Source organism: Blautia massiliensis (ex Durand et al. 2017) (assembly GCF_051861785.1).
Taxonomy (GTDB): Bacteria; Bacillota; Clostridia; order Lachnospirales; family Lachnospiraceae; genus Blautia_A; species Blautia_A luti_A.
The window spans coordinates 3,927,377-3,947,618 of sequence record NZ_CP146725.1 but is presented as its reverse complement, the minus strand read 5'-3'; the positions used below and the strand labels follow the sequence as shown (position 1 = coordinate 3,947,618).

Annotated in this window: 21 protein-coding genes, 1 riboswitch and 1 other annotated feature; of the genes, 7 read left to right on the top strand and 14 right to left on the bottom strand. The window is 44.0% G+C overall.

Annotation, left to right across the window (positions count from 1 at the left end; all coding sequences use genetic code 11):
- Positions 1–94 precede the first annotated feature (94 nt).
- From alaS to V9W66_RS18655, 4 genes are all read right to left on the bottom strand, one after another.
- Positions 95–2,737, bottom strand: coding sequence for an alanine--tRNA ligase (gene alaS, locus V9W66_RS18670; RefSeq protein ID WP_144100475.1), 2,643 nt, complete (start codon positions 2,735–2,737; stop codon positions 95–97).
- Between the two features lie 86 nt (positions 2,738–2,823).
- Entirely contained in the window at positions 2,824–4,050 is a 1,227-nt protein-coding gene (gene tyrS / locus V9W66_RS18665; protein ID WP_144100473.1) for a tyrosine--tRNA ligase, read from the bottom strand.
- Positions 4,051–4,098: 48 nt separating this feature from the next.
- Positions 4,099–4,419: a binding site (T-box leader), on the bottom strand.
- Positions 4,420–4,613: 194 nt separating this feature from the next.
- Positions 4,614–5,102 carry a ribonuclease HI gene (gene rnhA, locus V9W66_RS18660; protein ID WP_114002518.1) on the bottom strand — a complete coding sequence of 163 codons (489 nt, stop codon included), beginning with the start codon at positions 5,100–5,102 and terminating at the stop codon, positions 4,614–4,616.
- A gap of 77 nt (positions 5,103–5,179) precedes the next feature.
- The gene (locus tag V9W66_RS18655) at positions 5,180–6,448 is read right to left on the bottom strand and encodes a cell wall hydrolase (RefSeq protein WP_243121638.1); all 1,269 of its coding nucleotides are present in this window, start codon (positions 6,446–6,448) and stop codon (positions 5,180–5,182) included.
- Between the two features lie 174 nt (positions 6,449–6,622).
- Here V9W66_RS18655 and V9W66_RS18650 point away from each other — a divergent pair, with 174 nt between their 5' ends.
- A complete protein-coding gene (locus tag V9W66_RS18650) occupies positions 6,623–6,922 on the top strand; it encodes a hypothetical protein (protein ID WP_092070538.1) in 300 nt (99 codons plus the stop codon).
- Between the two features lie 19 nt (positions 6,923–6,941).
- On the opposite strand, the gene V9W66_RS18645 is transcribed toward V9W66_RS18650, so the two are convergent.
- Positions 6,942–7,076, bottom strand: coding sequence for a hypothetical protein (locus V9W66_RS18645; protein WP_279231318.1), 135 nt, complete (start codon positions 7,074–7,076; stop codon positions 6,942–6,944).
- Between the two features lie 105 nt (positions 7,077–7,181).
- Between V9W66_RS18645 and V9W66_RS18640 the strand changes: the two genes are divergently transcribed.
- The 6 genes from V9W66_RS18640 to folK all read left to right on the top strand — a co-directional run bounded on the left by V9W66_RS18640 (position 7,182) and on the right by folK (position 10,962).
- On the top strand, positions 7,182–7,538 hold the full coding sequence (locus tag V9W66_RS18640) for a hypothetical protein (protein ID WP_022426549.1): 357 nt from the start codon (positions 7,182–7,184) through the stop codon (positions 7,536–7,538).
- The gene (locus tag V9W66_RS18635) at positions 7,535–7,810 is read left to right on the top strand and encodes a hypothetical protein (protein ID WP_015524936.1); all 276 of its coding nucleotides are present in this window, start codon (positions 7,535–7,537) and stop codon (positions 7,808–7,810) included. The genes V9W66_RS18640 and V9W66_RS18635 overlap by 4 nt, the downstream gene beginning before the upstream one ends.
- Before the next feature lie 219 nt (positions 7,811–8,029).
- Positions 8,030–8,126, top strand: a riboswitch (THF riboswitch).
- Between the two features lie 144 nt (positions 8,127–8,270).
- Positions 8,271–8,828, top strand: coding sequence for a GTP cyclohydrolase I FolE (gene folE, locus V9W66_RS18630; protein WP_144093631.1), 558 nt, complete (start codon positions 8,271–8,273; stop codon positions 8,826–8,828).
- Entirely contained in the window at positions 8,828–9,304 is a 477-nt protein-coding gene (locus tag V9W66_RS18625; RefSeq protein ID WP_144093632.1) for an HD domain-containing protein, read from the top strand. The genes folE and V9W66_RS18625 overlap by 1 nt, the downstream gene beginning before the upstream one ends.
- A gap of 11 nt (positions 9,305–9,315) precedes the next feature.
- Positions 9,316–10,122: a dihydropteroate synthase gene (folP, locus tag V9W66_RS18620; protein WP_144093633.1), complete on the top strand. Its 807-nt coding sequence runs from the start codon at positions 9,316–9,318 to the stop codon at positions 10,120–10,122.
- 9 nt (positions 10,123–10,131) lie between these two features.
- Positions 10,132–10,962 (top strand): 2-amino-4-hydroxy-6-hydroxymethyldihydropteridine diphosphokinase, encoded by an 831-nt coding sequence (gene folK / locus V9W66_RS18615; protein WP_144093634.1) that lies wholly within the window; start codon positions 10,132–10,134, stop codon positions 10,960–10,962.
- 114 nt (positions 10,963–11,076) lie between these two features.
- Here the strand turns inward: folK and putP are convergent, their stop codons facing one another.
- From putP to V9W66_RS18570, 9 genes are all read right to left on the bottom strand, one after another.
- On the bottom strand, positions 11,077–12,609 hold the full coding sequence (putP, locus tag V9W66_RS18610; protein WP_144093635.1) for a sodium/proline symporter PutP: 1,533 nt from the start codon (positions 12,607–12,609) through the stop codon (positions 11,077–11,079).
- Between the two features lie 457 nt (positions 12,610–13,066).
- Positions 13,067–14,347, bottom strand: a complete 1,281-nt coding sequence (hisIE, locus tag V9W66_RS18605; RefSeq protein WP_144093093.1) for a bifunctional phosphoribosyl-AMP cyclohydrolase/phosphoribosyl-ATP diphosphatase HisIE — start codon at positions 14,345–14,347, stop codon at positions 13,067–13,069.
- Positions 14,348–14,365: 18 nt separating this feature from the next.
- A complete protein-coding gene (hisB, locus tag V9W66_RS18600; RefSeq protein ID WP_144093091.1) occupies positions 14,366–14,953 on the bottom strand; it encodes an imidazoleglycerol-phosphate dehydratase HisB in 588 nt (195 codons plus the stop codon).
- Positions 14,953–16,263 (bottom strand): histidinol dehydrogenase, encoded by a 1,311-nt coding sequence (hisD, locus tag V9W66_RS18595; protein WP_144093089.1) that lies wholly within the window; start codon positions 16,261–16,263, stop codon positions 14,953–14,955. The genes hisB and hisD overlap by 1 nt, the downstream gene beginning before the upstream one ends.
- A 50-nt stretch (positions 16,264–16,313) precedes the next feature.
- Positions 16,314–16,952: an ATP phosphoribosyltransferase gene (gene hisG, locus V9W66_RS18590; protein WP_015524921.1), complete on the bottom strand. Its 639-nt coding sequence runs from the start codon at positions 16,950–16,952 to the stop codon at positions 16,314–16,316.
- The gene (gene hisZ, locus V9W66_RS18585; RefSeq protein ID WP_144093087.1) at positions 16,952–18,073 is read right to left on the bottom strand and encodes an ATP phosphoribosyltransferase regulatory subunit; all 1,122 of its coding nucleotides are present in this window, start codon (positions 18,071–18,073) and stop codon (positions 16,952–16,954) included. The genes hisG and hisZ overlap by 1 nt, the downstream gene beginning before the upstream one ends.
- A gap of 110 nt (positions 18,074–18,183) precedes the next feature.
- Positions 18,184–18,717, bottom strand: coding sequence for a Holliday junction resolvase RecU (locus V9W66_RS18580; RefSeq protein WP_015524919.1), 534 nt, complete (start codon positions 18,715–18,717; stop codon positions 18,184–18,186).
- Between the two features lie 12 nt (positions 18,718–18,729).
- Positions 18,730–19,287, bottom strand: a complete 558-nt coding sequence (gene lepB, locus V9W66_RS18575) for a signal peptidase I (protein WP_144093085.1) — start codon at positions 19,285–19,287, stop codon at positions 18,730–18,732.
- Positions 19,271–20,239, bottom strand: a complete 969-nt coding sequence (locus V9W66_RS18570) for an RluA family pseudouridine synthase (protein ID WP_144093083.1) — start codon at positions 20,237–20,239, stop codon at positions 19,271–19,273. Before V9W66_RS18570 ends, lepB begins: the two co-directional genes overlap by 17 nt.
- Positions 20,240–20,242 lie beyond the last annotated feature (3 nt).

Genomic DNA, 20,242 nt, shown 5'->3' with positions numbered 1-20,242 from the left:
GAGTGTTATTATATAGCATAACAAGTGCTTTCGTCAACATCTTTTTCAATTTTTATGAAAAAAATGTCAAAACTGTAAATCACGCACAACTTTGTTATTTTGTGAGCTGTTTTTCAAGGATTCCTGCTGCTGCGTCCATAGCCTCCTGAGCCTTTTCCGGATTCTTTCCGCCGGCCTGTGCCATGTTCGGACGTCCGCCGCCGCCACCGCCAACGATCGCTGCCACTGCTTTGATCAGGTTTCCTGCATGAGCGCCTGCTTTCTGAGCTGCATCCGTTGCCATTGCAAGAAGATTAACCTTGCCGTCGTTTACTGCTGCAAGAAGGACAACACCTTCGCCAAGCTGCTCTTTCAGTTTATCACCCAGGTCTCTGAGACCGTTCATGTCAACGCCCTCAACTTTGGTTGCAAGGAGTTTTACGCCGTTTACTTCAACGACTTTATCCATGACATCGCCAAGTGCACTCTGGGCAGCTTTGCTCTTGAGGGATTCATTTTCGCTCTGAAGAGCCTTTACCTCAGCCTGCAGGTGACTGATCTTTTCTACAACCTCGGCTGTATTGGCCTTTAATGCTTTTGCAGCCTCATGGAGAAGCTCTTCCTGCTTTCTGTAGTATTCGATAACTGCTTTGCCGGTAAGTGCCTCAACACGGCGTACACCAGCTGCGATACCGGATTCGGACACGATCTTAAAGAGCATGATGGAGCTTGTATTCTTTACATGAGTACCACCACAGAGCTCTTTGGAAAAGTCTCCCATGGATACTACACGTACCTTCTGGTCATATTTCTCACCAAAGAGAGCCATTGCTCCGGATTTCTTGGCTTCTTCCACAGCCATGACATCTGTATGAACATCAAGACCTGCCTGTATCTCTTTGTTTACAAGTTCTTCTGTTGCCTGGAGTTCTTCTGCTGTCATAGCCTGAAAATGAGCAAAGTCAAAACGAAGTCTGTCCGGAGTTACCAGAGAACCCTTCTGCTCTACGTGGGAACCAAGAACGGTTTTCAGTGCTTTCTGAAGAAGATGTGTTGCACTGTGGTTTTTCTCGGTATCTTTTCTTGCTTCTTCGTTTACCTTCAGGGATACTGTCTCATCTGAGGAAATCATACCGGATTCCATATGTCCTACGTGACCGAATTTGCCACCGCGGAGTTTGATGGTGTCCTCAACAACAAATTTACCGTTTGCAGTCTCGATCACACCGGTATCACCTTCCTGTCCACCCATTGTTGCATAGAAAGGAGTCTGCTCTACAAATACGGTACCCTTCTGTCCCTCTGTGAGAGAATCTACGATCTCTGTTTCTGTGGTAAGGACAGTAACCTTGGAATCAAAGGTAAGATGATCGTAGCCGACGAATTCTGTTGTTACGTTTACATCAATATCATCGTATACGGTTGCGTCTGCACCCATATAGTTGGTTACTTCACGGGCAGTACGTGCCTTGACTCTCTGTTCCTCCATTGCTTTCTGGAAGCCTTCCTCGTCAATGCCGTAGCCTTTTTCCTCAAGGATCTCTTTTGTAAGGTCAAGAGGGAATCCGTACGTATCATAAAGCTTGAATGCGTTGTCACCGGAAAGAGTCTTTTCACCTGCTTTTTTCATATCCTCTTCCATGTCGGAAAGGATGCGAAGTCCCTGATCGATAGTTTTGTTGAACTGCTTCTCCTCATTTGTCAGTACACGGAAAATGAACTCTTTCTTCTCCTCAAGCTCCGGATATCCGGCTTTGGAGCTCTCGATCACCTGTGCACTTAATTTTGCAAGGAAAGTTCCCTCGATGCCAAGAAGGCGTCCGTGACGTGCTGCACGGCGGATCAGACGGCGGAGAACATATCCACGTCCCTCATTGGTTGGCATGATTCCATCGGAGATCATAAATGTTGCGGAACGGATATGGTCCGTGATCAGACGGATGGAAACGTCATCTGCATAGTTTTTCTCATATTCTTTATGTGCGATCTCGCATACAAGATTACGAAGTGCACAAATTGTATCTACATCAAAAATAGAATCAACATCCTGAACAATTACAGCAAGACGCTCAAGTCCCATACCGGTATCGATGTTTTTCTGTTTCAGGGTTGTGTAGTTTCCGTTTCCATCGTTCTCGAACTGTGTGAAAACGTTGTTCCATACTTCCATGTAACGGTCGCAGTCGCAGCCTACCGTACATCCGGGTTTGCCACAGCCGTATTTTTCGCCACGGTCATAGTAGATCTCAGAGCATGGACCGCATGGACCTGCGCCATGCTCCCAGAAGTTATCCTCTTTTCCGAAACGGAAAATACGTTCAGACGGAATCCCTACTTCTTTGTTCCAGATATCGAAGGCTTCATCATCATCCAGGTAAATGGATGGGTAGAGACGGTCTGCATCAAGTCCTACAACCTCAGTAAGAAACTCCCAGGACCAGTGGATGGCTTCTTTCTTGAAGTAATCACCAAAAGAGAAGTTACCAAGCATTTCAAAGAAAGTACCGTGACGTGCGGTTTTACCTACATTTTCGATATCTCCGGTACGGATACATTTCTGGCAGGTTGTCACTCTTGTTCTTGGCGGCTTCTCAGCACCTGTAAAATATGGTTTCAGCGGAGCCATACCTGCATTGATCAGCAGAAGACTCTTATCTCCCTGAGGAACCAGGGAAAAGCTTTTCATTACAAGATGGCCCTTGCTCTCCATAAAGTCTAGGAACATCTTACGAAGTTCGTTCACTCCGTACTTTTTCATGTTGTTATCCTCCTTGTGTCAACCCTACCTGTCAGCATTTCCGGAATGCCATAGCTTTATCCCGGAAATGTCACAGATATGGGAAATTATTTTACACAGATCTTTTTGAATTTTTTCTTGCCTCGTTTCAGAACGATCCCGTCCCCTGCAAAAACATCCTTCTCAACCGTATGGTAAATATCGGTGAGCTTCTCACCATCGATGGATACACCACCCTGCTGGATCGCACGGCGACCCTCGGAACGGCTTGGTACCAGCTCTGCTTTTACAAGAAGTGTGATCAGGTCGATTTTTCCTTCCTCGTCAAAATCTTCCTCTGAAAGCTCTGTTGTAGGCATATGGGAAGTATCTGCACCTGAGAACAGTGCGCGGGCACCCTCCTGTGCTTTCTTGGCTTCCTCCTCACCGTGTACAAGCTCTGTCAGCTGGTATGCAAGGATCTCCTTGGCTTTGTTCAGCTCGCTGCCTTCCCATTTGGCCATCTCGTCGATCTCCTCAAGAGGAAGGAAAGTAAGAAGACGCATACATTTGATAACGTCAGCATCGTCTACATTTCTCCAGTACTGGTAGAAATCGAACGGGGATGTCTTATTCGGATCAAGCCATACAGCTCCGGACTGTGTTTTTCCCATCTTTTTGCCCTCAGAATTGAGAAGCAGTGTGATGGTCATGGCATAGGCATCCTTGCCAAGCTTACGGCGGATCAGCTCGGTACCGCCAAGCATGTTGCTCCACTGGTCATCGCCACCGAACTGCATGTTGCAGCCGTATTTCTGGTACAGCATGTAGAAGTCGTAGCTCTGCATGATCATGTAGTTAAATTCCAGGAAGCTTAAGCCTCGCTCCATACGCTGTTTGTAGCACTCTGCTGTCAGCATACGGTTTACGGAAAAGTGAGCACCTACCTCACGGAGAAGCTCTACATAGTTAAGGTTCATAAGCCAGTCAGCATTGTTTACCATAAGAGCTTTTCCATCAGAGAAATCGATGAAACGGCTCATCTGCTGCTTGAAGCAGTCAATATTGTGCTGGATGGTTTCTTTTGTCAGCATCTGACGCATATCGGTCCTTCCGGACGGGTCACCGATCATTCCTGTTCCGCCGCCGAGAAGGGCGATCGGACGGTTTCCTGCCATCTGCAGTCTCTTCATCAGGCAAAGAGCCATGAAGTGACCTACATGAAGGCTGTCTGCTGTAGGGTCAAAGCCAATATAGAATGTGGCTTTCCCGTTATTTACCATCTCTTTGATCTCGTCTTCGTCTGTAACCTGTGCAATCAGGCCACGTGCCTTCAGTTCTTCCCAAACTGTCATTGTTCTTTCCTCCTGTATAGTCATATAAAAAATGCCCGGTTCCTGTCCGTTTAGGACGAGAACCGGGTCCCGCGTTACCACCTAAATTTACAGAAAACTCGCATTTCCTGCCTCATAAAGTGAATCTACATCCCGTTATATCCATATATATCAAGATATAAAACCACTTCAGCACAATAACGGGTGCCATTCCGTCGCAGCCTATCTATAATACGCTATTATTATAAAGTTTATAATTTACAGTATCAAGTCCCGATTCGGTGCGCAGCTCCGGGATGTATTCACAAAAGTTCTACCCTGCGCCTCTCACCTGCCGGCTGCTCTCTGTGGGGTTTTCCTCAAGCTACTTTTTCCCTTCCAAGCCTTTTACTATACTATATGAAGTATACAAACTGCTTTTTTGTTTGTCAAGAAATTTTAATATTGCTTTGACAACTTAAAGTGGCAGAATGTTACTGCTTACTCTGTTCTCAGTAACACGCTTCGCGATGCACAGAATTTACGCTGATCGCATAAATTCGCACGGTATGTTTCGGGTTTTCTGTGAGTGATAAGTGGAACTTTTATTTCTGTAAGCCATTTATTCCTTCATCTACGTAAAGGTCATTGCCGTCTGCCGCTGATGTGGCAAGCTGATCGCACCGTTCATTTAACGGATTATCCGCATGTCCCTTAACCCAGTGGAAGCTTACCTGATGCTGCTCCTTGGCCTTTAAAAGGCGTTTCCAGAGATCTACGTTCTTCACATCTTCGTTTTTTCCACGTTTCCAGTTTTTCTTCAGCCAGGAATCGATCCAGTGCTGATTAAAAGCATCTACCAGATATTTGGAATCGGAATACAGATCCACCTGGCAGGGGCGGTTCAGTGCTTCCAGTGCTACGATGGCTGCCATCAGCTCCATCCGGTTGTTTGTGGTTTTTTTGTAGCCTCTGGACAGTTCACGTTCATGTAACTGGCCTTTGGTATCGATGTACTGAAGAACTGCTCCGTAGCCTCCCGGTCCATCCGGATTTCCCCGGGCTGCACCATCCGTATAGATTTTTACCTGCATATTTGCTTCTCCTTAAATTTTCAATTTTATGTCCATACGCCTGCCTGTTCAAAGTTTACTGCCGGAGACTATGTTGCTTATACCCAGTCTACAAAAAATGTATGGCCTTTGTAAGTTTCATATTTCACTTTATTGAAATTCAGATTCTGGTTCCAGAAATAGCTGGTCATCATGAAATACATATAATTAAAATCTTTCTGTTTAAATCCGCTGAGTGTCCTTGCTTTGCCGGAAGTGACATGTTTTTTAAAAATAGTCATTGCTTCTCTTGCAGCCTGATAAGCAAGAGTACGGTTTTCAAACTGACCATTGAGACGTTTGAGAAGGGCTCCGTTCCGCACTACAGAATACTGTGGGGTTGTGCTGCTTCCGATATTCTCATAGATCACACCTCGTATCGTAGACGGAAATTCCTTGTCCGATTTGATCGTACGGTTCAATACACAGAGTGCTACTGCTTCCATTCCGATCTTGCCCTGATCGCCTGCCTCCGATTCACAAAGTGCGGCCAGCAGTGCTTCATCGGATGTCTTGCCGTTGGCTATTCCAGGATGGCTCTTATATTCTTTTACCATAGTGTAATATCTGCTGTTTTTGGTATCGTAAACTTTGACATTTCCATTGCTGACATTTACATTTGGTTTGGTAGTCTTCGCAGTGGCCACTCCGTCTGCTGCGATGGAGTATGTAATTCCATTCACTGTCACGGAGGTACTTACTGCCATGACACCGTTGGATTTAAAATAATAGTTCTTCTGATCAATCGTCTTCAGACCAGTATACATATAACCGGTACTGGTGGCAAAATAGTAGCTGATATTTTTGGATTTGTTTTTTACCCATTTGGTTGCCATATAACCGGAAGTTTTGTAAAAATAACGTTTCTGCCCTTTGCTGTTGGTGAGCCAGCCGGTTGCCATAATGCCTCCGCCTTTTGTGAAATAACGTTTCCTTCCCTTGCTGCAGTTTACCCAGCCTGTGGTAAGCTTACCTGTTTTGGGATTGAAATAGCGCTTATGGCCTTTGGAATCTGTCATCCAGCCGGTTGTCATAACACCCTTGCCTTTTGTAAAATAGTAGGTATATTTGCCATTGACCTTCATCCAGCCCTTTACCTGTACTCCGGTCTTTGTGTTAAAGTAGTACTTGTATCCGCCCAGGGTCAGCCAGCCTTTCTTCTTGCTCCCATCACTTTTTATGTAGTATGTTTTTCCAGCGATAGTTTTAAAGCCTGCAGTGGCAGCCTGTACCTCTTTTACAGAGGCAGAAAAGACTGTGCTTCCCACGATCAGCAGCATGGCAAGCATCAGACCCTTCAGCCATTTTTTTGTTCTGAAACTCTTCATAATTTTCCCCATTTCCTGTTTTAGATATAAAAGCTAGTTTGTCTCAAAAATTACAAAAATGTTACATTTCGTTTATTATATCGTAATGAATAAACACTGTCAACTTTTTTGTAACTGTGGACGGACTCCTGCCATATGATGAAGTGTAAATAAAATTTGCTGGAGGACTTATCGATGAGTGACTTAGCGGCTACCAATTGTGGATGTGATTGCGGATGTGGTTGTGATTCCGGATGCAGCACAGGATGTGGATGTAACAATAACTGTGGCTGTAATAATGGCTGCGGAACTTCCTTGTTTGGAAACGGTGGAAACAGCTGCTCCTGTATCCTTTGGATCATCTGTCTGATGTGTTGCTGTGGAAACAACAGTGGCTGTGGCTGTAATAACAACGGCTGCAACGACAGCTGTTGGATCATCATCCTTCTTCTGCTTTTGTGCGGAAATGGATGCGGCTGCAACAATTGCTGCTGATCTTTTGAAAAGGCAGAGGTCATTTCCTCTGCCTTTTCCGCTGCCGTTTTTCTGCTTCCTCCTGTTTCTGTTTTTTCTCTTCCAGACATTTCAGATCTATCTCATAAAAAGAATTTCCATCAATGACAAGTTCCTGTTTTTTTTCAGATTCCATAATCACATTCCTTTGAAAAATTTCTTCTATATATAATATGACCAGAGAAGGTTTCTGTCATATTTCTTTCTGCAAATTCATAGATTTCAGGAAAAAGGATTTTTTATGGAACAGGAGCCTATCGCACGTACTGCTCTGGATGAAATGGTGGAAAGTGACCAGGATCAGATGCTGAAAGCCATGATCCCGTACCTTCCTTCTTCCGGGCAGCGGTTTTTATCTGTGTATACGAAAGTCCGGGAACTTCGGAATACCATGTCGCTTTTTCAAAGCAGCCGTAGAACAGCCGATCTGCAGGCTACCGGTTTTTCCGGCACCGATCCTCTGGAAATGCTGCAGGATATCCGTAAGTGCTGTGGCGGAGAAAATCGCCGTCAGATCGATCATATCACCAGTCTTATGGCTACGATCCAGATGCTTCAGATCATGAATGAAGATTCGTCAGGAGGTGAGAATCCATGAGTGATGACTGGAAAAATAATCCCCGGCTTTCCGGAATGGACCCTCAGAAGCTTTCCATGCTTCAGGGACTGGCAGATCAGGGATTGGGGAAAAATCCGTCCGAACTTCTGCCTTTTATCATGGGCGCAGCTTCTAAAGGAAAAAATGCGGGCTTAAATTTCAGCTCTGATGAGATTTCCACTATCATAGAAGTTCTGAAAATGGGGAAAAGTCCGGCAGAGGCAGCTAAGCTTGACAGAATTGTGAATCTGATGAAAATGATACGTCATTAACAGCTTTATGATCCCGGAACAGCAGTTTTCTGTTCCGGGATTTTCTACTTTGTAATTCTTTTTATATTTGTCGGAATATAATCTGCAAAAATCTGACATATCCATAGATTCTATCGCATAATTCATAGAACATATTCCCTATTTTTGTGATATTTTTTTATCATTTTCCCTTTCTTCTTATATCAGTATATGGTATACTTGTCCGTGAAATGAATGATATGCAAAATAGGATTTTATGCGTCAAGTGTTTGGCGAATGGGGAGTTGTCGCCAGAACGAAAAGTACGTCTTACGGTATGAAATCCGCACCCGTTGCAGCAATATAAGAGAATATCTCATATTGTGTAGGGCTTTTTCGACATACGTTCTATTACAATTGGAGATATCTTTTTTTATGCGCAAAAATAAAAGAGACAGTCTCCGAAAAACGTGATTTTTTTAACAAATGGAGGTTGTTATTTATGGTAGACAAAGCAAAAGTTGAAGAGGCGATCAAGCTTCTTCTCGAGGGAATCGGCGAGGATGTAAACAGAGAGGGACTGCAGGGAACTCCGGAACGTATCGCCCGCATGTGCGAGGAAATTTATGGCGGACTTGATAATGAAGCGGATGAACATCTTCAGAAACAGTTTCATGTAGAGAACAATGAAATGGTTCTGGAAAAGGATATTACCTTTTATTCCATGTGTGAACATCATCTTATGCCCTTTTACGGAAAAGCTCATATCGCATATATCCCAAATGGCAAGGTTACCGGCTTAAGCAAGCTGGCCCGTACCGTTGATGTGTATGCAAGAAGACCGCAGATTCAGGAACGTCTGACTGTGCAGATCGCAGATGCGCTGGAACGTGTTCTCACTCCAAAGGGAATCATGGTTATGCTGGAAGCGGAGCATACCTGCATGACCATGCGTGGAATCAAAAAGCCGGGAAGCAAAACGGTTACGACTGTTACCAGAGGTGAATTTAAAGAAAATATGGAGCTTCAGAAACAGTTCCTTGCTATGGTCAAGGACTGATGGACAGAGTGAATCAGATCTGGAATCATCCGCTCTATCAGAATGAGCTTAATAAGCTTCAGCTTCTGGAGACTGACCGTGAATTCTGCAGACATACACCGGAGCATTTTTTGGATGTGGCACGCCTTGCCTATATCCGGGCACTTGAGGAAAATGCTCCTGTTTCAAAGGAACTGATCTACTGTACTGCCCTCCTTCACGATATCGGACGGGCCAGACAGTATGAAGATGGCACTCCTCATGATGAGGCCGGTGCTGCTATCGCAGGACAGATCTTAAACGAGCTTGGATTTTCTATGGAAGAAATGGAAGCGATCCTTGCGGCAATACGTGGTCACAGAGCTCAGACGGATCCGACAGTTCTTGGAAAACTGCTCTATACTGCGGACAAAAGCTCCAGAAACTGTTTTTCCTGTAAAGCAGAGCCGGAATGTTACTGGTCTCCTGCCAAAAAAAATATGACGATCCAATATTAGGAGGTTTTTCCATGAAAATCGGAAATCGTGAGTTTGATGTAAAAAACAAAACATATATTATGGGTATCCTAAATGTCACACCGGATTCTTTCTCAGATGGCGGAAAATGGAACGATATGGATCATGCCCTGAAACATACAGAAGCTATGATCGCCGAAGGTGCTGATATTCTTGATATCGGTGGGGAATCCACACGTCCGGGACATACACCGGTTGGCGCACAGGAGGAGATCGAGCGTATTCTTCCTGTTATCGAAGCAGTAAAAGGGCGTTTTGATATCCCCATCTCTGTAGATACCTATAAGGGATGTGTTGCGGAAGAAGCCCTGAAACACGGAGCAGATCTTATCAATGACATCTGGGGACTGAAATATGATCCTGAAATGGCTCCTGTCATTGCCAGATATCAGGCTCCCTGCTGTCTGATGCATAACAAAGATAATACTGAATACAATAATTTTATTGTAGATATGCTGGCAGAAACCCAGGAATGTGTCAATATTGCCAAACGTTCCGGTATTGCCGATGATAAGATCATCCTTGATCCTGGTGTCGGATTTGGTAAAACCTATGAGATGAACCTGATGACCATGGATAATCTGGAGCTTTTCCGGAAGCTGGGATATCCGGTGCTTCTTGGTACCTCCAGAAAATCCATGATCGGACTTGCCCTTGATCTTCCTGTAGATCAGCGTGTAGAGGGAACTCTTGCCACATCGGTGATCGGTGTTATGAAGGGTTGTGCATTTGTCCGTGTTCATGACATCAAAGAAAATAAACGCGTCATCCAGATGACAGAAGCTATTCTGGGACGTTAGGAGGAACTGATGGATAAAATCGAAATCAGAGATCTTGAGATTTTTGCAAACCATGGTGTGTTTCCGGAAGAAACAGCTCTCGGACAGAAATTTGTTGTTTCTGCTGTTATGTATACAGAAACACGTCCGGCAGGGCTGACAGATGATCTTTCTGCTTCCATCAATTATGGAGAAGTCAGTCATATGATCACCGATTTTCTTCAGAAAAATACTTATAAACTTCTGGAGGCTGCTGTGGAGAATCTGGCAGAGACACTGCTGCTTTCTCTCCCTCTTCTTAAAAAGATCACTCTCCGTATTGAAAAGCCCTGGGCTCCGGTAGGCCTTCCGCTGAAAACCGTTGCTGTGGAAATTACCCGAGGCTGGCATACGGCTTATATTGCTTTTGGTTCCAATATGGGGGATAAGAAGAAATACCTGGACAATGCGATCCAGGGTCTTCGGGATATGAAAGAGATTGTTGTTGAAAAGGTTTCCGGGTATCTTGTAACGGAGCCTTACGGGGATGTGGAGCAGGATGATTTTCTCAACGGAGCCTTAAGAGTCCGGACGCTGCTTTCTCCGGAGGAGCTTCTTGACAGGCTGCATGTGCTGGAACAGGCTGCGGACCGGAAAAGGATCATTCACTGGGGACCAAGGACACTGGATCTGGATATTCTGTTTTACGATAATGAGATCATTGATACAGTGGAACTACATGTGCCTCATATTGATATGGAAAACAGGGATTTTGTTTTGAAGCCTATGGTGGAGATCGCACCGTATCTTCGGCATCCGGTGTTGAATTTAACAATGGAGCAGTTGTTAAAAAAGCTTGAGGGAAAAACTTTGGCGGTGTGACTTTATTTATTAAATAATAAAAAGATAACAAGCCCGATACAGATATCTTTACTACAATCTGTATCGGGCTTGTTTCGTATCCGTGTGAATTATTGACTATTATCGAAAAATATTTTATTTCTGGTTTACCAGGTCGAATTCGTCGGTGATCTCTTTGGATGGTGCCTTGGTAATGAGGCTGACGATGATGTTTGCTGCAATGGCCACCAGGAATGCGGGAAGAAGTTCATAGATTCCCCAGGCGCCGCCGAGCGTGCTGATTCCGTATTTCCAGATAAATACCATGGAACCGCCGCAGATCATTCCTGCCAGGGCTCCCTGCCAGTTGGAACGTCTCCAGAATAATGCCAGAAGTACCACCGGGCCGAATACGGCTCCGAAGCCTGCCCAGGCAAAGGATACGATAGTAAACACAGAGCTGTTCGGGTCGCGGGCAATAAACATGGCTACTACTGCGATGAGAAGAAGCGTGATCTTATCGGCTACCATGCTTTCTTTTTTTGTTTCTTTATCCTTCAGGATACTTCCGAGAAGGTCGGAAGAAACTGCTGAGGATGCTGCCAGGAGCTGAGAATCTGCAGTTGACATGGTGGATGCCAGGATTCCTGCAAGGATGACTCCTGCAAGGATTGCTGCAATTACACCATGTTTACTGAGAAGATCTGCGATCTGAACGATAATTGTCTCAGATGCGGAGCCTTCCAGAAGGTCAAACTCTCCTGCTGCTGTCATTCCAAGTCCTACCACACCGATCAGTACTGCTACTGCCAGTGAGATCACTACCCATGTAGTTGCTACTCTTCTGGAAAGTGTAAGCTTCTCTTCGTCTTCGATCGCCATGAAACGAAGAAGAATATGCGGCATTCCGAAATATCCAAGTCCCCATGCAAGCATGGAAATGATATTAAGCAGTGGATATGCCTGTTCTGTTCCGGTTGTTGGATCATATGTAGTAAACATAGTCAGATATCCGGGCAGTGATCTTGCATGGTCTGCAACTGCTTCAATACCACCTGCTGTGCTGATCCCGAATACAAATACGATCACAAGAGCGATGGACATGATGATACTCTGGATAAAGTCCGTGGTCGATGCTGCCAGGAATCCTCCCAGTGTGGTGTATCCAACGATGACCAGTGCACTGATGATCATAGCTGGCAGATATTTTACACCGAAGAGACTTGCAAAAAGTTTACCACAGGCTGCAAATCCGGAAGCTGTATACGGAATAAAAAAGATCACGATAAAAATCGCTCCGATAGACTGCAGGATCTTTTTCTCATCTCTGTAACGATTACTGAAAAAGGATGGCAATGTAATGGAATTTCCTGCCACATGTGTGTAGCGGCGGATTCTTTTTGCCACGATCCTCCAGTTTACGTAAGTTCCGATCGCAAGGCCAATGGCTGTCCAGCCTGCATCTGCAATACCGGTAAGATAAGCAAGTCCCGGCAGGCCCATCAGAAGCCAGCTGCTCATGTCAGAAGCCTCTGCACTCATAGCTGTGACAAGTGGACCAAGCTTTCGTCCTCCAAGATAGAAATCAGAACTGTCATTATTGTTCTTGGAGCAAAGATAACCTACAAAGAGCATTGCACCCAGATAGACGATAATGGCTGCCATTATACAAATATGTGCTGTTGTCATTGTTTCTCTCCCTTCCATGTTTCTGCTTTAAAATCACAAAATATGAGGGATTTTGCTTATGCATCCCCATGCTTTCTGCTTTTAAACCAGTTTTACACATATTTATAGATTTTATTATATTAACTTTAGAAAGTAAAGAGGATTTTTCGTTTTTTTACATAAAAAAGTATTTTATATGAAGAAAAAGGGCTGAACCATATAAGGCGACCCCTCCTTCTCAGCCAGAGCTTTCAGAACACCGATCGTTTTTTTGAAGATGCATGTAGTTTCCTGCGGAGGAACCACCTGTCAGCGCGATGTATTCTCTGTAATATTTCCGCACTTTTGACGATAAGTATATCATGCCTAACCGAAATTATACATATTCTTTTAAGATTCCGGGAAAACAGAAAAAAGCTTTCGTAACCGTTCATTCTGATCCGACGTACAAAAGCTTTTTTCCTGAATGATATATAATTTATCTTTTTACCAATTCTTTGGTGATTTCTTCCCAGCTGACTCCTTTTTCCACCATGAGTACCATCATATGATAAAGAAAATCTGAAATTTCGTATTTAATCTCTTCTTTATCCGGATTTTTGGCTGCAATGACGATCTCTGTGCATTCTTCACCGACTTTTTTCAAAATCTTGTCGATTCCTTTATCAAAAAGATAATTGGTATAGGAACCTTCCTTTGGATGTTCTTTTCGGTCAGTGATCACATCATACACATTCTGGAACACGTGAAGAGGATTGATATCATCGTACTCCTTTTTCATCAGCGGTTTGAAGAAACAGGTACGGTTTCCTGTATGGCAGGCTGCGCCCACCTGCTCCACTTTGGCAAGGATCGTATCATTATCACAGTCAATGGTAAGAGACTTTACATACTGTACGTGTCCGGATGTCAGACCTTTGGTCCAGAGCTCATTCCGGCTGCGACTCCAGTATGTCATTTTTCCAAGCTTCAATGTTGTGTTAAAAGCAAGCTCATTCATATAGGCCAGCATCAGTACTTCATCCGTCCGGTAATCCTGGACAATAACCGGAACCATTCCGTCACTGTTTAATTTAAAGTCCGACCATGCAATATTACTTTTATATGTGTTTACCGGAATTCCGGCTTCTTCGCAGGTTTCCTTAAATGTATGCAGATCATTTTCAAGACTGCTTACATAAGCACCGCAAAGTCCGGACACAGCTGGTTCTCCTAAAAGCTCCAGAACGTTCTCAGATCTGTTTTCATCGGTATGAAGAACAATGGAAATCTGAGAAATCTCTGCAATTTCATTTTCGACAGTGTCCAAAGCCAGAACAGTGTCTGCATATGTTTCGATCAGATCCTGATTTTCTGTGAATTCTCTCAGATCAGAGATGCTGATCATCATACGCTCTTTTCCAAAGCGCCGGGATACTTCTTCCAGAAGCTTGATATTATTCTCTTTCGAAAAATTCAGTACAACTTTGGCACATCCCGCATAGATCAGCTTTTTTACATCTTCCATACGTTTGATATTTCCCGCTGCGATCACCGGGATCTCAGATGCCTGACAGATATCACGGATTTTTCCGATCGCACGGTCATGCTCTGCATCTGCGGAAGAAAAGTCAAATACCAGAAGCTCGTCTGCCCCATTGTCACCGTAAAATTTTGCAAGTGTTTCTACATTTCCGTCTCCGAAAAGATTTCTCTGTCCAAATCCTGTTACCGCCTTTTCTGAATGAAGATAAAGGCATGGGATCAACTGTTTGTTCATAAGTGGTCTCCTTCTGTATCAGAGGCTTCCCTTGGTAGAAAGCACGTCTGTGATCCGGGAATCGTACTGTGTTGCTGCATCAAGGGCTTTCGCAAAGCTTTTAAACATGGCCTCTGCCACATGATGGCTGTTTCCCCCGGAAAGAACCTTGATGTGAAGATTCATTGCTGCGGAATAGGATACTGCATAAAAGAATTCCTTTACCATCTCTGTAGCCATATCTCCTGTTTTTTCCGTAGAAAACTCTGCATCCCATCCAAGATAAGGTCTTCCGGAAAGATCTACTGCGCAGAGCACAAGCACTTCATCCATAGGAAGGATACAGCTGCCGTAACGTTTGATCCCTTTTTTGTCGCCAACTGCCTCACGGATAGCGTTTCCAAGGACGATCCCTGTATCTTCAATGGTGTGATGATCATCTACATTCAGATCACCGTGGACTCTCAGCGTAAGATCATACAGTCCATGGCGCGTAAAACCGTCCAGCATATGGTCAAAAAAGCCAATGCCTGTATCAATATCGGAACTTCCTGTTCCATCAATTTTCAGCTGCAGACGTATCTGCGTTTCTTTTGTGTTTCTTTCAATCAGTGCTTCTCTTGCCATTATTCGTTCTCCTTGTCCTCTTCCTCAAAACGGACTGCAATGGAATTTGCGTGTGCAGTCAGCTGTTCCGATGTGGCAAACTGGATAATGTCCTTGTGGATCTTTCGGAGTGCTTCCCTGGAATAATATACAATACTGGATTTCTTGATAAAATCATCTACAGAAAGTGCGGAGAAAAATTTGGCGGTTCCATTGGTAGGAAGCACATGGTTTGGTCCTGCAAAATAATCTCCAAGGGGTTCAGAGCTGTGCTCTCCGATAAAGATCGCACCTGCATTTCGTACCTTCATCATATCTTCAAAAGGATTCTTTGTGACGATCTCCATATGTTCAGAAGCAATTTCATTGGCAGCCTCAATGGCCTCGTCCATATCTTCTGCGATCAGGATATAACCAAAGTTCTCCAGGGATTTCTCAATAATGGCTTTTCTGGAAAGTACCTCAACAAAACCTCTGACTTCTTTATCTACCTGATCTGCAAATTCCTCATTTGTTGTGATCAGGATCGCAGATGCCATCTCATCATGTTCTGCCTGAGAAAGAAGATCTGCTGCAATATAACGAGGATTTGCAGTCTCATCTGCAAGAACGAGGATCTCGCTTGGACCGGCAATAGAATCAATGCTTACGTATCCATAAACTGCCTTTTTTGCAAGCGCAACAAAAATATTTCCGGGTCCTACGATCTTGTCAACCTTTGGAATACTCTCAGTTCCATATGCAAGTGCTCCGATGGCCTGTGCACCACCCACTTTATAGATTTCATCTGCTCCGGCTTCGTTGGCAGCAACAAGTGTGCTTGGATTTACTTTTCCGTCTTTTCCAGGAGGTGTTGTCATTACAATACGCTCAACACCGGCAACTTTTGCAGGAACGATATTCATCAGCACGGAAGACGGATATACAGCCTTTCCACCGGGAACGTAAACACCTACACAGTTCAGAGCGGTTACCTTCTGACCAAGCATAGTTCCGTCTGTTGTGCTTGTGAACCAGCTGTTCTGAAGCTGCTTTTCGTGATAGCTGCGGATATTCACCAATGCTTTTTTGATCACATCGATCAGGGAAGGATCTACCAGCTTGTATGCTTCCTCGATCTCCTCAGGGGTTACACGGATCGTATCCTTTGTCACTTCGACTTTATCAAATTCTCTGGTAAATGCAAATAACGCGGTATCTCCCTCTGCTTTTACTTTGGCAAGGATATTTGCTACTGCATCCTCGTATTTTCCATAATTATTAGGGCTTCTTTTTAAGAGAGTTTCCAGAATATCTTTTGTAGATTCTTTGGTGAGTTTTACCTTACGCATAATAAATTCTGCCTTCTTTCTGTATTTTGGAGGTTCATCTGTTGTTCAGTTTATTTGATCACACCTCGAAGTTCCGTGATCAGTTTGCGGATCCGTTCATCTTCCATTTTCATGCTGACCTGATTGACTACCATACGTGCAGACAGCGGGCAGACTTCTTCCAGCACCTTCAGGCCATTCTCGCGAAGGGTGCTTCCGGTTTCCACGATATCCACGATAACCTCGGAAAGTCCTACGATCGGCGCAAGCTCGATGGAACCGTTCAGCTTAATGATCTCCACAGTCTGATGCTTTTTGTTATAGAAGTAATCCTTTGCAATATTTGGATATTTTGTAGCTACACGGATCAGCTGATTGTTATTCAGGACTTCTCTGGCGCTTTCAGGGCCGCATACGCACATGCGGCATGCTCCAAATCCAAGATCCATAACCTCATATAGCTTTCTTCCTTCTTCCAGAATGGTATCCTTACCTACGATACCGATATCTGCTGCACCATACTCTACATAAGTCGGCACATCCGGACCTTTTGCAAGGAAAAACTTCAGCTTCAGTTCTTCATTGGTAAAGATCAGCTTTCGGGAATCCTTGTCACGCATCTCCTCACATGTAATACCGATCTTCTCAAACATATCCAGTGTTTTGCTGGCCAGACGCCCTTTTGTGAGGGCAAATGTAAGATATCTCATCAGTCCTGCTCCTCCTTTGCCGGGCACAATGCCACTTTTTTACCTTCATTTCGAAGCTCCATTGCTTCCTGGATCGCTTTTTTCAGATTTCCCGGATCATAGGTGATCACAATGGTCTTATCACCGGACGGAACAGCCAGCTTCTGTCTGGAAAGCGCGAGCATCAGGTTATCAACCACAATGGCAAATCCAATGGAAGAAGCCGGTTTTCCGAAATGCTTCATCAATTCGTTGTAGCGTCCGCCCTTGATCAGGGGTTCACCGGTTCCATATGTATAAGCCTGGAAAATGATCCCTGTATAATAACGGAACTTACTGAGCATTCCAAAATCAAAAGCAATGTATTTCTCACAGCCGTATACTTTCAGGATCTCATAAATTTCTTCCAGTCGTTTTACTGCGGAAAGTGCTTCCGGATTGGAGGTGAGTTTTTTTGCTTTTTCCAGCACTTCTGCTGAACCGAACATCTGAGGCAGTTCAGCAAAAGCCTTGGAAAGGTTATCGCCTAAATTCTGTCCCTTAAGAAGCTCTTCCACACCAAAATAATTCTTCTGAGAGATCAGCTCACGAAGATGCTCTTCTATCTCCGGCTCCAGATCTGCCTCTGCAAGCAGGGATTTATAATAATCTACCTGGCCTACGCTAACCTGGAATTCGGTAAGTCCTGCTGCCTTCAGACACTCCACGGTCATGGCAAGGATCTCAGCATCTGCTGCTGCAGAATCATCTCCCATATGCTCAACACCCATCTGAGTATTTTCCTTCATCTGACCTCTGTAACTGGAATTGTTGATAAATGTATTTCCGGTATAACAAAGTCTTACAGGTCCCTTTTCCGGATCAAAATAAGTTGCACATGCTCTGGAAACAGACGGTGTAAAGTCAGGTCTGAGAACAAGTGTGTTTCCCTCTCTGTCAAAAAATTTATATAAATCCTTGGATGGGATCGTTCCTACTTCATTGCTGAACACTTCAAAATACTCAAATCCCGGTGTTTCTATATCTTCATATCCATATCTTGAAAACACCTGGTGGAGCTCCTTCTGGAGCCGTTTTTTGCGGCTGCATTCCTCTCCATAAATGTCCCGCACACCTTCAGGTGTATGAAAAATACGCTGCATGTTCATTTCCTCCGTAACACGTTTTGAGATTTTCTGTGTTTCACTTTAATTCGCTACCATGCTACCACAGAAAAACTTAAATTTGATTATATAGGAAACCTTTCCAAAAGTCAATCCCGTAATTGCAGATCTTTCTGGATCCCTTCCAGATAAGGAACCAGAAATCCATTTTTTCCGGAAAGATAAAATTCCTCGTCCAGCTCTTCCCGACGAAAACTTTTTCGCCCGCCATCTTCCATCCTTTTCCAGAATTCCTTCAGCTTACGAAGGGTAAGATAATAAAAAACATTATCTGCGCTGAAATAGATCAGAAAAAAAGCAATCCCCTTCTGCTTTTCAAACTCATCCATAAATGCTACCTGATGAGGATGAATGTTCGCAAGGGGAAAAGTTTTTACACAGCATTCTTTTGCATCGAAGCAGACAGGGATTCCCTGTACTGCTCCGATATAATCTACGGTACTTTTCTGTTCAAAATATGCCAGCGTGATATGCCGGGAGGTTTTATCCATTTTAACCGGAGTGATAGGTGTCGGAATTTTCTGGATGAGGGCCAGTCCCTTTTCCCTGTACTGCTCATTGGTACGATTGATAAGTTCCTCCAGAGTAGAACCACGAAGTCCTCTGCTGTTCCATGTTGCCATAAAGTCTACCCTTTAATTTAGAAGTTTGATGGATGGGAAATAACGGATCTCCGCTTTTCCGACGATCTGATCAAACTGTACATATGTATTCTGCCAGTATCGGGAATCCTTGGAATTGTTACGGTTGTCTCCCATCATAAAGTAACAGTTTTCCGGTACTTCGTATGGTCCGAAGCTTCCAAGAGGAGTTTCCGGCACAAAGGAATCATCCAGAGGTGTCTCCGAATCATTGATATAAACTTTACCATCTTTGATCTCTACTTTATCTCCGGGAAGACCGATGATACGTTTGATGAACAGCTGGGACTCATCATCCGGATATCTGAAGATCACAATGTCAAAGCGTTCCGGATCTTTCCATTTTTTTGAGATCTCGTGACCAAATACGTCCATATTCAGACCATAGGCCAGACGATAGCCAAAGATACGATCCCCGGTCATAATGGTATTTTCCATAGATTCTGACGGGATCTTTGCATTGATCAGTACTACATTGTTGATAACCAGGACTACAACTACCACGATGATGATCATCTTGACGTAATCCCATATTTCATTCCAGATTTTCATAATAACTCTCCTCCAACTTGTCCTCTTTTAGTGTTCTGAGAAAGATTTCCGGAAGCGGTGCCGTAAAGATCTTCCCGGATAAATATGACAGGCTTCCTTTCATAGATGGAAACTCCATTCGAAAAGAATGAAGCAGCTGTCCTTTCAGTTTTTTATCGGCTTTTCCATATTTGGGATCACCAACAATCGAATGTCCCTCCGAAGCAAGGTGAGCTCGGATCTGATGTGCACGTCCTGTGATCAGTTCAACCTTAAGAAGGGTACGGGTTCCATTGGTACCCAACGGATAATACTTTGTTTCCACTGGAAGGGCATTTTCTTTCTCTTGTTTATAGATGGTTACTTTATTGCTTTTTTTATCTTTTGCCAGATAACCTTTGATATATCTTTCTTCTTTTAAAACTCCCTCCACAAGACAGAGGTAATATTTATGAAGTTCCCTGGACTTGAACATCCCTGAAAGTTCCTGCAGACCGGAAAGGCTTTTGCCTGCCGCTATCAGCCCGCTGGTATTGCGGTCAAGGCGGTTGCATACGGAAGGACGAAAGGTTCTCAGATCATTCTCTGTAAGAGAGCCATTTTTCAGAAGATAGCCAGTCAGATATTCTACCAGTGAAGGGGTTCCGTCATCAGCAGGCTGAGAAAGCATTCCTGCCGGTTTGTTGATCAACAGGATATTTTCATCCTCGTAAATGATATCCAGAGCATAATGTGCCCGTGGAGCAGAATCATTTCCGCTGAATTTTTCAAATGTTTCATCACTTAAAAACAGTTTTACATGATCTCCTGAAAACAGCTTTTCATTCCCGGTGGCTTTTTTTCCGTTGAGCGTGATATTTTTTTTCCTCATCATTTTATAGAAAAAGCTCTTTGGAGCTTCACGGAGAAGCTTGGCCAGATATTTGTCAAAACGCTGTCCGGCCTCGTTTTCGTTAATGATAAATTCTTTCATTAT